The organism is Pandoraea vervacti (assembly GCF_000934605.2).
Classification (GTDB): Bacteria; Pseudomonadota; Gammaproteobacteria; order Burkholderiales; family Burkholderiaceae; genus Pandoraea; species Pandoraea vervacti.
This window is the reverse complement of sequence record NZ_CP010897.2, coordinates 807261-821383: the sequence shown is the minus strand read 5'-3', so window position 1 is coordinate 821383 and position 14123 is coordinate 807261. Positions and strand designations below refer to the sequence as shown.

The window sequence follows — 14123 nt, the reverse complement described above, 5'->3', positions numbered from 1 at the left end:
CGTTCGTCACCTCACGATCGATCAACAAGCGACCGTCGCACGGTCGCGAGAGAGACCTTCATGTCACGTCCCATGACGCAGAAGCCGTTGCAAACGGCCATCGCGCTCGCCCTCGCCTCGCTGGGCGGTACCGCACACGCACTCACTAACGATCCGGCAGCCACCGGCTTGAGCGTTGCCGTCGACGCCACGCATGCAGCAACACACGTTGACCAGCGCGCCAACGCGCATACGAACGAACTGACAGCAAGCACGGCCACACCAGCACCGGCATGGCAACTGGCACAGACCGTCGCCCCCACAGCGGCAGAAAGCAACAGTGCGCCAGCGGCGACCCTGCCGACCACGACGGTCACCGCGCCGGCGGAATCACTGACCTCTCCGAGCGTAGACGAGCAGAAAGCCAACCTCTTCCAGACAGCGGGGTCGGTCGGTTTCGTCGATGCCGACTCGTATCAGAACACTTACGCGTTTAACTTGCGCGACGTGCTCAAGGACAGTCCCGGCGTCTTCGTTCAAAACCGATACGGCCAGGAGCTTCGCCTGTCGATTCGTGGTTCGGGCATTGCACGCGGCTATCACGTGCGCGGTCTGGAAATCTTGCAGGACGGCATTCCGACCAACTCGGCAGACGGTAGCGGCGATTTCTACCAGATCGACCCGATGGGCCTGCGCTCGACTGAAATCTACAAGGGAGGGAACGGCCTGACCTACGGTTCGACCACGCTGGGCGGCGCCTTGAATTTCGTGACGCCCACGGCCTACACGGCGGATGCCCCCAACCAGTTCCGTGTGGAAGGCGGCAGTTTCGGCACCGTACGCGCGAGCGGCCAGATGTCGCGCATCTTCGGCCCACTCGATGCGCTGGCAACCGTCACGCTCAATCGTTCCGACGGTTACCGCGATCACGCCAAGGGCAACTACGCCCAGATCAATGCGAACATCGGCTACAAATTCTCGCCACGCGTTGAAACGCGATTCTTCTTCGGCGCCTACATCGTCGATCAGAAACTGCCCGGTACGCTCTCGCTCTTCGACGCACTCAACAATCCCACGAAAGCCGCAGCCTCGGCCGTCTCGGGCGATCAGGCGCGCAATACGCGCACCGAGCGGCTGGGTAACCTGACGACCATCCGCTTCGATGTCGGCCAACTCGATATTGCGTCGTGGGTCATTCACAAGAGTCTCTATCACCCGATCTTTCAGGTCATCGATCAGGACGGTTGGACCTACGGCGTCGCGCCGCGATACACGGCAAACCTGACACTTGCGGGCATGCGCAATGACCTGATCGTCGGGGCGCGCTTCTTCGGCGGCAATACCAAGGCCGATCAATATGTCAACGTGAACGGCAACCGTGGCGCGCAAACGCTCGACTCCCGCCAGAGCGCGTACAACTACGAAGCGTATTTCGAGAACCGCCTCTTCTTCCTCCCGACACTGGGGTTGATGGTCGGCGCAAAGGCCTATCGCGACGTGCGTCAGTACATCGACTACGGCGGCCTGCCCGGCGACGCCAACTATCGCTCGACGAGCGCGGCTTACTCGGGCGTGAATCCGAAGATCGGTCTCATCTGGGAACCGCGCAAAGACGTGCAGGCGTTCATCGATGTCACGCGCAGTGCCGATGTTCCCGACTTCACCGACCTGTCGCAAACCTTCGGCGCGACGTCCCGCTTCGTGCCGCTCGCGTCGCAGCATGCCTGGACTCTCGAAGTCGGCACCCGTGGCAAGCTCGATCGCGTGGCGTGGGACCTTACGGCTTACCGTTCGCTCGTGCGCGATCAGTTGCTGCAATACACGACGAATCCCAATGTGCCTGCGTCCACTTTCAATGCGAACAAGACGGTGCTGCAAGGTCTTGAAGTTGGCGCTTCGGTCGATTTGTTAAAGAACGTGATAGCAACGGGCGATCGGGTGACGGTCTCGCAGCTCTGGAACTACAGCGACTTCCGCTTCCAGAACGACCCGCAATACGGAAACAATCGTATTGCCGGCGTGCCGACGCACGTTCTGCGCACGACGCTTGGCTATGCGTTGACGAATCGCTTGCAAGTCTCGGCATCGCTCGACTGGGTGCCTACCGGCGCGTGGGTCGACTATGCGAACACGATGCGCGTGCCTGCGTATACGCTCATCGGTTTGCAGGCGTCGTACCAGCTTGAGCGCGGCGTCACGTTTTACGTCGACGCACGTAACCTGACCGACAAGCGCTATGTCTCCGACTTCAGCACGGTGACGGACGCCAGAACCGCAAACACCGCCGTGTTTTACCCCGGTGACGGGCGCAGCATGTTCGCTGGCGTGCGATTTGCGTTCTGATCGCACACACGTCGTTTCTGTGAGGGCAACCGGCGGCGCGCCCCTTTGACACACGTGCGTTGCACGGCGTCGCTCCGGCGCCGCGCATCACGTCATCGGGTCATCGGGTCATCGGGTCATCGGGTCATCGGGTCATCGGGTCATCGGGTCATCGGATCACGGTCACCGCGGCAACGCGCTGCGTCGTATCAAACGATGCGACGCAGCGTGTCGTCGCGACGGAAGTAGTGGTGCCACAGGGCAGCCAGCGCATGCAGCCCAATGACCCAGTAAAACGCGCTTCCCAGCGTTTCGTGGATGTCCTTGATCGACCCGAGCACCTCGTCATCCTTTCCGATGAACTGCGGGAGCGCGATGTCGAGCCCCGGAATCGTCAGCACATGTCCGCCGGCGTTGAGCGTGAGATACCCCAGCACCGGCTGCGCAAAGAGAAATACGTACAGCAGCAAGTGCACGACCGACGAACCGAAACGCACGAGCCATCCCTGACCGGGTAATGCCCCCGGCGCCCCCTTGATCAGTCGCCACAACAAGCGCGGGACGGCCAGAATCAGCACCGCAATGCCAGCCCACTCGTGAATGGTCATGGACAGCGCCCGTGGCGCACTCCCCTTCGGCAGATATCCCTTCGTAATCACGGCCGCATACGCGATCACGACCAGCAAGGCGACGGCCCAGTGGAAAAAGATCGCCGGTGGTGCATAGCGCTCGATCGGCGAGAGCGACGAGCCGAGTGAATGGAACTTGATCGCTTTGGCCATCTCGGGGGACTCCTCTGCTGTTTTGGGTGCCCACATTATCGCGTTCGCGTCCTGTCACGAAAAGGTCGCAAATCGTCACATTTTGTTACTCGATCTTCCTTGCGACATTCGGATTCCTCCTGCTCATCGATTGCACAGCATTGCCGACAATGTGTCTGCGGCGCGAACACATCCGCAATTCCCGACCGATCGTTGAACCTCCTTGGCCGACGCATGCCCGGTCGGCCTTTAAAGCCCCCTTCGCGGGGCTTTCTTTTTCCGCTTCATTTTTTGTCTCGCAGCAAATCCCCTTTCTCTGCCCGGAACCACGCACCGATGCACATCGCTGGAGCCTTCACCGAGCCGTCTCGCTGCGGAGAAACATTCGCAATGCGCATCGGTGAGACAAGCGTATCGCACCACGATGGCGTCGCGGTTGTGAACTATCCGAGAGATTGGCGGTACGAATGCAAAAGCGGATATGTCTGCCCCATGTCTAGGACGAATCCGAAGCAAAAGATAGGACGCCGCCTCGAAGTGTTGCGTGAAGCCCTCACCGCTCTGGTCATCGTTGGACTTGCAGGCAGATAATGGTCATCAAAATCGGTCACAGAAATCCAGGAGGACAGATCATGCGAAAGATTGCTTTCCCTCAGGGCGACACGGTGCCGGTGCTGGGTCAGGGCACGTGGATGATGGGTGAGAAGCCCGAGCGGCGTCGCGAGGAAATCGCTGCGTTGCGGCTCGGCGTGTCGCTGGGCATGACACTGGTCGATACCGCCGAGATGTACGGCGAAGGTGCGACGGAGAGTCTCGTGGGCGAAGCGCTCGACGGCCTGCGAGACGACGTGTTCCTCGTGAGCAAGGTCTATCCGCACAATGCCTCGAAGCGCGGCGTCGTTGCCGCATGCGAACGAAGCCTCTCTCGCTTGCGCACCGACCACATCGACCTGTATCTGCTGCACTGGCGAGGCGATGTCCCGCTCGAGGACACGATTGCGGGTTTCGAAGCCTTGATCGACGCAGGCAAGATTCGTCAGTGGGGCGTGAGCAACTTCGATACGGACGACATGAAGGAACTGTTCGACGCACCCGGTGGCGACGCATGCGCCACCGATCAGGTGCTGTTCAATTTGTCTCGACGCGGTCCCGAATACGATCTGGCGCCGTGGCTTGCTGCGCGCAAACTTCCGATGATGGCTTACTCGCCCATCGAGCAAGGCCGGTTGCCGACAAGCGGCGTTCTGGGTGAGATGGCGCGCAAACGTCATGTTGAGCCATTGCAGATCGCGCTCGCCTGGGTCATGAGCCGACCCGGCGTCATCGCCATTCCGAAGGCCGGGTCCGAGGCGCATGTGCGCGCCAATCGCGCGGCGCACGACATCGAACTGACGTCCGAAGAACTCGCGCTGCTGGACCACCACTTTGAAGCGCCATCACGCAAGCGTCCGCTGGAAATGATTTGAGCGTTGATGCGGCATCGAAAAACGCGCGTGAATGTCGAGGATGCCCGATCGTGAATGCCTGACCCAGCGCCCAGGTACCCCACTGGCAGTACACTACGCGTTTTCGATTTTTCGCAGGACGCGTTCATGAGCGATTCACGTCCCGTCGTCGTTATCGGGGGCGGTTTGGTCGGTGTGTGTACCGCCGCCTATCTTCAGCGTGCCGGGCGCGCCGTTACTCTCGTGGACCGGCAATCGGCGCGACAGGCCGCGTCATTGGGGAACGCCGGGTGCATCAACGGCTCGTCGGTCGTTCCCATCGCCATGCCCGGCGTGCTCTGGCAGGTGCCGGGATGGCTTATGCAACCGGACGGGCCGCTGGTGCTGCGTTGGGGCTATCTTCCGCGCATGGTGCCGTGGCTCATGCGTTTCATTGCCGCGAGCCAGCCCGCACGCGTTGCTGCGCAGGCTCGGGCATTGCGGGCGCTGCTCGGCCCGGCGCTCGATGCTTACCAGCCGCTGCTCGACGATGCCGGGGCGAACGATCTGGTCACGCGCCGCGGTTATCTCATTGCGTATTCGAGTGAGCGCGGCATGGCGGGCGATGAAGGTGGCATGGCGCTGCGTCGGGAGAATGGCGTGCACATCGAGACCCTGGATGCCGGCGCGCTGCGTGAGTTCGAACCCACGCTCTCGCGCGACTTCATCGGCGCGCGGTACATCAGCGAGACGGGGCACACGTCGGACCCGGGCGCACTGCTGGCGCGTCTGACGGCGCAGGTTGTCGCGCGGGGGGGACGTGTCGTCGATGCTGCCGCCACGGCAATCGAGACCAATGGCGCGCAGGCCGTCGCCGTGCATACCGACAAGGGACGCGAAGCCGCCAGCGCCGTCGTTGTCGCCGCAGGCGCCTGGTCCGCACCATTCGTACGGCAGTTGGGCGACAACCTCGTGTTCGATACCGAACGTGGCTACCACGTGGAAATTGCGGCGCCCGACGAGATGCCTTCACGTCCTGTGATGTGGGCCGAAGGCAAGTTGTTCGCCACGCCGATGGATGGCCGGCTTCGCGGCGCGGGCACGGTTGAGCTCGCAGGTCTGCAAGCGCCGCCGAACTGGCGACGTGCCGATCTGCTGATCAGACAATTGCACAAGATGTTTCCGGGCGCGGTGCAAGGGGCCAAGGCCACGCAGTCGGTCGATGGGGCGCGCTGGCAAGGATTCCGACCGAGTACGCCCGACTCGTTGCCCGTGCTCGGCGCCGCGTCGAAAGTGCCGAATGCGTTCTACGCATTCGGGCACGGCCACGTGGGTCTGACGGCCGCCGCATCGACCGGGCGCATTATCGCCGGGCTCGTCAGCGGTGACCGGCCAGCGATCGATCTCTCCCCGTTCTCCATCGGCCGATATCGTTGACGGCATGCGGTGTGGCGTACGCCACGCCTGCACTCGCCGGCATCGACTCGCATGGCGATCGGCAATCGATCGCCATCCCTACCGCCACGCCCACCGCACACCTACCGACAGAACGCCCGTCAACCCCGGCAGACCGCCGCCACGATGTCGCAAGAGCGCAGGCGCAGCGCCGGATCGTAGATGTCGGAGACCAACATCAGTTCGTCGGCCTGCGTGCGCTCGACCAGATCCGACAACCCCGCCTTGACCCGCTCCGGTCCGCCGACCACGGCCACGCCGAGGAACGCTTCCACCGAATGCTGCTCGGCCGGATCCCAGCGTTCGTCCATATCGCTCACCGGCGGTTGCAGCTTCAGGCTTTGCCCGCGCATGAGCGCGAGAATCTTCTGCTGCGACGACGTTGCAAGGAATGCGGCCTCTTCATCGGTCGGCGCCGCGATGACCGGCGCACCCACCATCACGTATGGTTTATCGAGCACAGCCGAAGGACGGAATAGCTCGCGGTAGATGCGAATCGCGTCGAACAGGAAGCGAGGCGCGAAGTGGGACGCAAATGCGTACGGCAGACCGAGATGCGCGGCGAGTTGCGCCGAGTACAGCGATGAGCCCAGCAACCACACTGGAATGTCGCTCCCCGCCCCCGGCGTCGCAACGAGCCGTTGGCCCGGTTGCGCGGGCGCGAGCAATGCCCGCAACTCGGCCACCTGTTCGGGAAAATCGTCGCCATTGCCCAGCCGGTCACGGCGCAACGCACGCATCGTCGCCTGATCGGCCCCTGGCGCGCGGCCAAGCCCGAGGTCGATGCGCCCCGGATACAACGCCGCGAGCGTACCGAATTGCTCGGCAATGACCAGCGGCGGGTGATTCGGCAGCATCACGCCGCCCGAACCGACACGAATGCGCGACGTCTTGTCGGCGATATGCCCGATCAGCAGCGAGGTGGCTGAACTGGCGATGCCGTCCATGTTGTGGTGTTCCGCCAGCCAGAAACGTGTGAAACCGAGCCGTTCGACGTGCTGCGCCAGCTCCGTGGACTGCTTCAGGGCTTCCGCCACCGTGCCACCTGCGCGCACCGGCACCAGATCCAGCATCGAGATGGCGGTTTTCGACAAACTGCTCATTGAGTTCTCCGTTAGCCTGCGCGCGACGGAACCCGGCCTGACGTCTCGAACATCACGCTCACGGGGTGACGCGCACTATGGTCACAAAGTATAGTGACGAAGGGTCAAAATCCCCAGTAGGCACCTTTTAGTTGAATAGTCACCATTTGGTTACCATGAGCAAACGCGAACCCTTCGTCTTCGAGGAAACCTGCGTGCCGCGTCGTGTGCTGGAGCTCTTCAGCGTGAAGTGGACGAGCATGGTGCTCTACGCCCTGCAGTGCGGTACCACGCGCACCGGCGAATTACAGCGCCGTCTGCCCGGCATTTCGAAAAAGATGCTCACCCAGACGCTGCGCGAACTTGAACGCGATGGCCTGATTCACCGTGAGGTCTATGCGGTCGTGCCCCCCAAGGTCGAGTACTCGCTCACCCCGCTGGGCGAGTTGTTCATCGAGCCGATCGAAATGCTGTACCGCTGGGGCAATCAGCACGCCGACGTACTGGCGCAACTCAGCTTGCGTCGCGGCAAACCGTCGCAGGACGGCGTGCCTGGCGGGGATACCGCCACCGATTACGACACAGACTGCGATACAGACGGCGACGCCGCTGCCAACGTCAAGCACGCTGCCTGACGCCCTCCTCGGACCGCCGCATGCCTCCCGACGCCGGCCCATGCGGCGGCTCTCACGCCGCCCAATGCTGCGCGGCATAGCTGTCACCTCCAGACAGCGCATCACACATCCCGCCCGCACCCGGCAACCGACCGCGCCGCGAGGTTGCCCATTTCATGTTTATCTGAGACAGTGGTTATGTTGCAGCGCAAACTGCGTACCTGCTGCCACCGTACTCTCGTCACGAACCCAGCGGCAACGCCGCATCGCCGAGGGACCATGCCACGCTCCCGCCCCACCCAACGCTCGCTCCAAGCGCCACGACCGGCACGTCATGACAGTGCTGCCGACACCGCCAGCACCGCCAGTGCCACAAGCACCAAGCGCGCGTCGTCCAGCGCCCGCACAACCGTTCCCGTCGACCTCGCCTTGCAGGGCGGCGGCGCGCACGGCGCGTTCACCTGGGGTGTTCTCGATCGCCTGCTCGAGGCGATCTCGCACGACACCGACAATGCACCGTTTCACATCGAGGGCATCTCCGGCACGTCTGCCGGGGCCATGAATGCGGCGGTGCTGGCGACCGGCTATGCCCGAGGCGGCCCCGACGCCGCGCGCGGCGCACTCGAACAGTTCTGGCGAGACGTGGCGCACGCCGGACGCTTCAGTCCGTTGCGCCGCACGCCGCTCGACATCGTGCTCGGGCGCTGGTCGCTCGACAATTCGCCCTTCTTCATGTTCTTCGATCTGGCCGCACGCGTCGTGTCGCCCTACGATCTCGCGCCCCTCGAATTCAATCCGCTACGTCGACTGCTCGACGATCACATCGATTTCGACGGCATCGCCAACGCCACCGCACCGAGCGACATCCAGCTGTTTATCACGGCGACGAACGTGCGCACCGGCCGCGGCCGGGTCTTTCGCAACGCCGAGATAACCCCGGATGTCCTGCTCGCCTCCGCCTGTCTGCCCATGCTCTACCGCGCCATCGACATCGATGGCGAACCCTACTGGGACGGCGGCTACGCGGGGAATCCGTCAATCACGCCGCTGGTGCGCGAGACGGTGTCTTGCGACACCATCCTCGTCCAGGTGAATCCGGTCGAGCGGAACGAAGTGCCGCGCTCGGCGCGCGAGATTCTGAACCGCGTCAACGAGGTATCGTTCAACGCCACGCTGCTCAAGGAACTGCGGATGATCGCGGTGTTGCGTCAGGTCGTGGACGCCGGAAGCGAAGAAGGCAAACGCTGGGCGCAGATGCGCATGCACCGGATCGCGAGCGACATGATGACGTCGCTCGGCTACTCGTCGAAGCTCTCGGCCGAATGGGATTTCCTTGTGATGCTGCGTGATGAGGGACGCCGCTGCGCGGATGCCTTCCTGCGCGCGCACGGCGCGGACCTCGGTCGCCGTTCGTCGCTCGATTTCGATCCGTTGCAGGAGGCCCCCTGAATGGAGCTCGCCGGCATTCTGATCGGGCTGGCGCTACTCGTCTGGCTGGCGTATCGCGGGTGGAGCGTGCTGTTGCTCGCCCCGGCGGCAGCCATGCTCGCCGCTGCGCTCTCCGGTGAGCCGATCCTTGCGCACTGGACACAGACGTTCATGCAGAACGCTGCGCGCTTCGTCGCCCAGTTCTTCCCGCTGTTCCTGCTCGGCGCGTTGTTCGGCAAGCTGATGGAAGACAGCGGTGCCGTGCGCGCCATCGCCGCCTTTCTGACCGAGAAGCTGGGTGCACGACGCGCCATGTTTGCCGTAGTCCTCGGCGGGGCCCTCGTGACCTACGGCGGCGTGAGTCTCTTCGTGGCATTTTTCGTGCTCGCCCCCATGGCGCATGCGCTCTTTCGCGAGGCGAACATTCCGGTGCGCCTGATGCCTGCCGCCATCGCCCTGGGGACCTCGACCTTCACGATGTCCGCCATGCCCGGCACCCCCGCCATTCAGAACGCGATTCCGATGCCTTTCTTCGGCACCACGCCGTTTGCCGCGCCCGGCCTTGGCCTGATGGCCTCGGCGATCATGCTGGGCGTGGGGCTTTGGTGGCTGTCGTGGCGCGAGGCACAGGCACGTCGCAGCGGGCATGGTTACGCGGACCAGGAGGTATGGGACAAAGCCGCCGATCCGACGGTCGTGCGCGAGCGCGCCAGCGTCGCGCGCGAATTCGATCCGGCGGAAATCGAGCAGGGCCATCGCCACGATGCCCTTCCCGGCGTCTTCACTGCCGCGCTGCCGTTGCTCGTGGTGATTGCAGGCAACTTCGTGATGAACGTGATCGTCTTCCCGCGACTGGACGCCAGCTTCCTCGCCGAGCCGAGATGGGGCGGCATCACGCTGCAAAGCGTTGCGGGGGTCTGGGGCGTTTGCGTGGCGCTTGCGAGCGCCATTCTGGTGCTCGTGATCCTGCAATGGCGGCGTCTGCCCGCACTTCGCAAAACGATGGATGCCGGCGCCAACGCCTCGGTGCTGCCCATCATGTGTACGGCAAGTCTCGTCGGATACGGCGGCGTCATCGCCGCCCTGCCGGGGTTCGAACTGGTGCGCGACTGGGTGCTGACCATCGACGGCGGACCACTGGTCTCGCTCGCGCTCTCGGCCAATCTGCTCGCCGCCATCACGGGTTCCGCATCGGGTGGACTGACAATTGCCCTCGATGCGCTAGGTCCCGCTTACGTGAGCCTCGCCGCGCAGCATGGCATCGACCCCGCGCTGATGCACCGCGTCGCCGTCATCGCTTCGGGCACGCTCGACAGCCTGCCGCACAACGGCGCGGTCGTCACGTTGCTGGCGGTCTGCGGCAGCACGCACCGGGAGAGCTATCTCGACATCGTCATGACGAGCATCGTGAGCGCGCTGATCGCGCTCGTGGCGGTGATCGTCGTCGGTTCGCTGGTCGGCACGTTCTGACGCCGCTGCGCGACATCGCACGCGCGCTCAAATGAAAACGGGCCGGTGCAATACCGGCCCGCATCGGGTGTGATGTGTCTCTTTCCGGGATCGCAGAGCGCTCAGCGATCCAACAAACGCCCCAGACGCATCATCGTCACGTTCACACCCAGATGACGCATCGACGGCTGCACGATCACGCAGTTGTCGTAAGGCGTGACGATCACGTCGTCGCCGTCGCGCGCGATCTCGGTCCCGGCCTTCTCGATCACTTCAAGGCCCGTGAACGGCTGCGAGAAGCGAAAGTCCATCGATCGCGCCACCACCGGCTGCGTGATCTCGACGAATTTCTGTCGCGCCGGCGTCTGCGTGAGGAACGGCGCCACGTCGGCCTCGGCCACGACACCCGCGTGCAACAGGAAGCGTGCGGCGCTGTCGAGCGCCACATCTCGCGCGCTCTTCGCGAAGTGCTGCCCCGTCTCGATGAGCAACGCGTTCTTCGGGCTGGCCGGATCGCCGAAGCCGCCGTAGTCACGCATGCGGGTGCCGTTGGCATGGCCCTTGTCGATGATGACGTGTTCCGGCGTGCCCAGTTCCGCTGCCAGCGCAATCGCCTTCTCCAGCGGCCCGGTCATCATCAGCGGCGCGGAAGCTTCATGCATCGAGTGGATATCGAGCAGCAGATCCACTGTGTCGATAAACGGACGCATGGCGCGCGCGCGCGTGAGCTCTCGGCTCTGGCGCTCGCCATCGAGCGTCGACGGCGTCCACACGCGGTTCATGTCTTCGTCGAGAAAGCGCGTGGCGTCCGCGTTCTCGGCGCTGAACGCCTCATACGCACCCACGTTGCCGAAACCCAGCGACAGGCGTCCCGACACGGGGCGCAGGCCGGAAGCCAGCAGCGCGTCGACGGCGATGGCGCCGCTCACCTCGTTGCCGTGTGTGAGCGCAAGAATCATGACGTGCTTACCGGGCTTGCCGCTGTCGAACGTATGCAGGTAGTCGATACCCGTGTTGCCTTCGCACCAGCGGGTGATATCGGGAAACGAGACTTCGATGGGGTACGCCGGCAGGGCGGCGCGGATCGCTTCGAGCGTGGTCATGGATAGTGCTCCGCAAGGGTTTGCCGCAAAAAAGGGGACGACGTCGCGCAAGGGGAAGTGCGGACGTCGTCGTTGCAGCGGAAATCAGTGCATCGGATGTCGGGACGGACGTTCGTCAGGCGGGCGTCATGCCTTCGTCGCGCGCGGCGAGCCGTGCGTCATGCCGACGATCTTGCCCGCCCGCACGCGACGCGCGAGCGCGGTGACCGCCGTGATGCTGAGCACGGCCGTCGCCATCACATAGAAGCTCGGTGCGAGCTTGTTCTGCGTGGCATCGATGAGCCAGGTCACGATGAGCGGCGCGAAACCACCGAAGAGCGTGACCGAGAAGTTGTACGACAGGGCCAGGCCGGTGCCACGCGTGCTCGTCGGGAAAATGTCCGCCAGCAGCGCGGGCAGCGGTGCGAGGCTCACGGCGATGAGCAGGCCGACGAGCGCCTGCACCATCAGCAGCGTCTGGAATGTCGGGTAACGGTTGAGCAGTACGAACAGCGGGTACGTCGTCACGCCCACGGCGATGAGCGCCCAGAGCATGACGCGAATGCGACCGAAGCGATCCGACAAATGGCCCACGACAGGTGCAGCGATCATCAGCATCACACCCGTCACCACGGCCCCGATGAACGACGACGTGGCCGGGATGTGCAGTTGCTTGACGGCGTACGTCGGCATGTAGAGCTTGTGGACGTAGTTAAACGCGGTCGCGGCGGCCACGACACCGGCGCCGAGCAGCATGTTGGCGCGATCGCGGCCGAACACTTCGCGAAGCGGGGACTTCTCGCGCTGCTTCTCGCCGAGCTTCTTGAAGTCGGCGGTTTCGTCGATGTTGCGGCGGATGTAGAGACCCACCGGCCCGATGAGCAGGCCCACGGCGAAGGCAATACGCCACCCCCATGCGCTCAGTTGGTCGGCCGTGAGCAACAGGCTCAGCAGTGCCGAGACGCCGGCGGCGAGCACCGTCGCGAGACCTTGCGTGGACATCTGCCAGCTGGCGAAGAAACCGCGCCGCTTGGCATCGGCATGCTCGACCATGAAGGCCGTGGCAGCGCCGAACTCACCGCCCGTCGAGAAGCCTTGCAGCATGCGCGCGACGATGATCATGAGGGGCGAGAGAATGCCGATCTGCTCGTAGGTCGGCGCAAACGCGATCATGGCGGTGCCGACCATCATCAGGCCGATGGACACCGTGAGCGAGGCCTTGCGGCCCGCCCGGTCGGCATAACTGCCGAGGATGATCGAGCCCAGCGGACGCGTGACGAACGAGATGCCGAACGTGCCCACGGAGAGCAGCAACGACGTAGTGGCGTCGTGCGCGGGGAAGAACAATTGACCGATCACGATGGCGAAGTAGCCATAGATCAGCAGATCGTAGAACTCGAGTGCGTTACCGATACTCGCCGCGCAGATCTCGCGCCACGGGTTATGGGGCTTGGTGTTACCGGTCATTCCTGGCTCCTGGAGGCTCGCTGGCGTTGAGAATCGATGTGTTGGACGGTTTGCGCACGCGTCAGGCGCGCACATGGCCGTCTGCCAGTCTCAGGAAGCGGAGTGTAGGCGGCGGAAAATGGCACTTCGTGCCGATTCGGCACGCAAAGGTGCTGATTGAAGCGCAAGGGGCTGCGGCGATGCGGCAACCGCAGCAACGTCAGGCGTGCAGCCTGGCCTATGCACCGTCGACGATTGACGTCGTACCCCGGGGGGGCAATTCGGCGAGGGACGGCGTTGCCACGCCTCGCCGCGATTCAGCGGGCGAAAATCAGCGCGCCGAATCCAGCACTTCGCTGTTTTTCTGAACGTCCTGCGCCTTCGTATAGCTCTCGATCAGCAACTGATAGGCGGGGAAGATCTTCGTGTAAATCTCTGCCCATTGCTGCGCATCTTCACGGTGCCACGTTTTCTGCAACTCGGAGGCCACGGCGGCCGTGTCCATGGGCACCACGCCGGCCTGCACCACGCGCGCCAGGGTAATCTCCTGCGCCATCTTCGAGTACGTGCCGGAGGCGTCGATTACCGCGAACACCTTATAGCCGTCAGCGACGGCCGAAATGGACGGGAACGCCATGCACACGCTGGTGATGGTGCCGGCAATGATCAGCGTTTTGCGGCCCGTCGCCTTCACGGCTGCGACGAATTCGGGGTTGTCCCACGCGTTGATCTCGCCCTTGCGCGCGATGTACTGGGCGTGCGGTGCGTTCTCGTGAATCTCCGGAATCAGCGGGCCATTCGGGCCCTGCGGAACCGAAGCCGTCGTGATGACCGGCAATTTGCACAGCGTTGCCATTTTGGCAAGCGCCGCCGCGCGCTGGCGCAGTTCAGGCATGGGCATGTCGCCCACGGTCTGGAACAAGCCGCTTTGGTGATCGATCAGCAGCATGGCGGTATCGGCGGGATCGATGACAGGGCGCTGGCCGTTGAAGTTGGCGGGTTGGCTCATGATGTGGCTCCTTGGTATGCGAGGTGCGGATGCACCGGAAAAATGTCCGCCGTCTTCGTCTTCGACGGCGGG

At 63.7% G+C, this 14123-nt stretch carries 11 protein-coding genes; 6 read left to right on the top strand and 5 right to left on the bottom strand.

Annotated features, from left to right (window positions below):
• Nucleotides 1-60: 60 nt before the first annotated feature.
• The gene (locus UC34_RS03700; protein WP_237165229.1) at nucleotides 61-2322 is read left to right on the top strand and encodes a TonB-dependent receptor domain-containing protein; all 2262 of its coding nucleotides are present in this window, start codon (nucleotides 61-63) and stop codon (nucleotides 2320-2322) included.
• A gap of 188 nt (nucleotides 2323-2510) precedes the next feature.
• On the opposite strand, the gene UC34_RS03695 is transcribed toward UC34_RS03700, so the two are convergent.
• Nucleotides 2511-3083 (bottom strand): cytochrome b, encoded by a 573-nt coding sequence (locus UC34_RS03695; protein WP_044454050.1) that lies wholly within the window; start codon nucleotides 3081-3083, stop codon nucleotides 2511-2513.
• A gap of 611 nt (nucleotides 3084-3694) precedes the next feature.
• Between UC34_RS03695 and UC34_RS03690 the strand changes: the two genes are divergently transcribed.
• Together UC34_RS03690 and UC34_RS03685 are read left to right on the top strand one after the other, a co-directional pair.
• The gene (locus tag UC34_RS03690) at nucleotides 3695-4528 is read left to right on the top strand and encodes an aldo/keto reductase (RefSeq protein WP_044454047.1); all 834 of its coding nucleotides are present in this window, start codon (nucleotides 3695-3697) and stop codon (nucleotides 4526-4528) included.
• Between the two features lie 126 nt (nucleotides 4529-4654).
• Nucleotides 4655-5923, top strand: coding sequence for an NAD(P)/FAD-dependent oxidoreductase (locus UC34_RS03685; protein ID WP_044454045.1), 1269 nt, complete (start codon nucleotides 4655-4657; stop codon nucleotides 5921-5923).
• 119 nt (nucleotides 5924-6042) lie between these two features.
• Here the strand turns inward: UC34_RS03685 and UC34_RS03680 are convergent, their stop codons facing one another.
• On the bottom strand, nucleotides 6043-7044 hold the full coding sequence (locus tag UC34_RS03680; protein ID WP_044454043.1) for an LLM class flavin-dependent oxidoreductase: 1002 nt from the start codon (nucleotides 7042-7044) through the stop codon (nucleotides 6043-6045).
• Between the two features lie 155 nt (nucleotides 7045-7199).
• On the opposite strand from UC34_RS03680, the gene UC34_RS03675 reads away from it, so the two are divergent.
• The 3 genes from UC34_RS03675 (at nucleotide 7200) to UC34_RS25300 (ending at nucleotide 10535) form a co-directional block, all read left to right on the top strand.
• Nucleotides 7200-7658, top strand: a complete 459-nt coding sequence (locus UC34_RS03675) for a winged helix-turn-helix transcriptional regulator (protein ID WP_237165228.1) — start codon at nucleotides 7200-7202, stop codon at nucleotides 7656-7658.
• Nucleotides 7659-8066: 408 nt separating this feature from the next.
• Nucleotides 8067-9086, top strand: coding sequence for a patatin-like phospholipase family protein (locus tag UC34_RS25305; protein WP_044457707.1), 1020 nt, complete (start codon nucleotides 8067-8069; stop codon nucleotides 9084-9086).
• Nucleotides 9087-10535, top strand: coding sequence for a GntP family permease (locus UC34_RS25300; protein WP_044454041.1), 1449 nt, complete (start codon nucleotides 9087-9089; stop codon nucleotides 10533-10535).
• 101 nt (nucleotides 10536-10636) lie between these two features.
• On the opposite strand, the gene UC34_RS03660 is transcribed toward UC34_RS25300, so the two are convergent.
• From UC34_RS03660 to UC34_RS03650, 3 genes are all read right to left on the bottom strand, one after another.
• Nucleotides 10637-11617, bottom strand: a complete 981-nt coding sequence (locus UC34_RS03660) for a M14 family metallopeptidase (RefSeq protein WP_044454039.1) — start codon at nucleotides 11615-11617, stop codon at nucleotides 10637-10639.
• A 126-nt stretch (nucleotides 11618-11743) separates the two neighbouring features.
• Nucleotides 11744-13063, bottom strand: a complete 1320-nt coding sequence (locus UC34_RS03655; RefSeq protein WP_044454037.1) for an MFS transporter — start codon at nucleotides 13061-13063, stop codon at nucleotides 11744-11746.
• Nucleotides 13064-13373: 310 nt separating this feature from the next.
• On the bottom strand, nucleotides 13374-14051 hold the full coding sequence (locus UC34_RS03650) for a hydrolase (RefSeq protein ID WP_044454035.1): 678 nt from the start codon (nucleotides 14049-14051) through the stop codon (nucleotides 13374-13376).
• Nucleotides 14052-14123: the final 72 nt, after the last annotated feature.

Bases quoted from the DNA above. Each gene is read 5' to 3' on its own strand.
- UC34_RS03650 (WP_044454035.1), bottom strand. From the start codon at position 14,051: ATGAGCCAACCCGCCAACTTCAACGGCCAGCGCCCTGTCATCGATCCC.
- UC34_RS03660 (WP_044454039.1), bottom strand. From the start codon at position 11,617: ATGACCACGCTCGAAGCGATCCGCGCCGCCCTGCCGGCGTACCCCATC.
- UC34_RS03690 (WP_044454047.1), top strand. From the start codon at position 3,695: ATGCGAAAGATTGCTTTCCCTCAGGGCGACACGGTGCCGGTGCTGGGT.
- UC34_RS03695 (WP_044454050.1), bottom strand. From the start codon at position 3,083: ATGGCCAAAGCGATCAAGTTCCATTCACTCGGCTCGTCGCTCTCGCCG.
- UC34_RS03685 (WP_044454045.1), top strand. From the start codon at position 4,655: ATGAGCGATTCACGTCCCGTCGTCGTTATCGGGGGCGGTTTGGTCGGT.
- UC34_RS03655 (WP_044454037.1), bottom strand. From the start codon at position 13,063: ATGACCGGTAACACCAAGCCCCATAACCCGTGGCGCGAGATCTGCGCG.
- UC34_RS03700 (WP_237165229.1), top strand. From the start codon at position 61: ATGTCACGTCCCATGACGCAGAAGCCGTTGCAAACGGCCATCGCGCTC.
- UC34_RS03680 (WP_044454043.1), bottom strand. From the start codon at position 7,044: ATGAGCAGTTTGTCGAAAACCGCCATCTCGATGCTGGATCTGGTGCCG.
- UC34_RS25300 (WP_044454041.1), top strand. From the start codon at position 9,087: ATGGAGCTCGCCGGCATTCTGATCGGGCTGGCGCTACTCGTCTGGCTG.
- UC34_RS03675 (WP_237165228.1), top strand. From the start codon at position 7,200: ATGAGCAAACGCGAACCCTTCGTCTTCGAGGAAACCTGCGTGCCGCGT.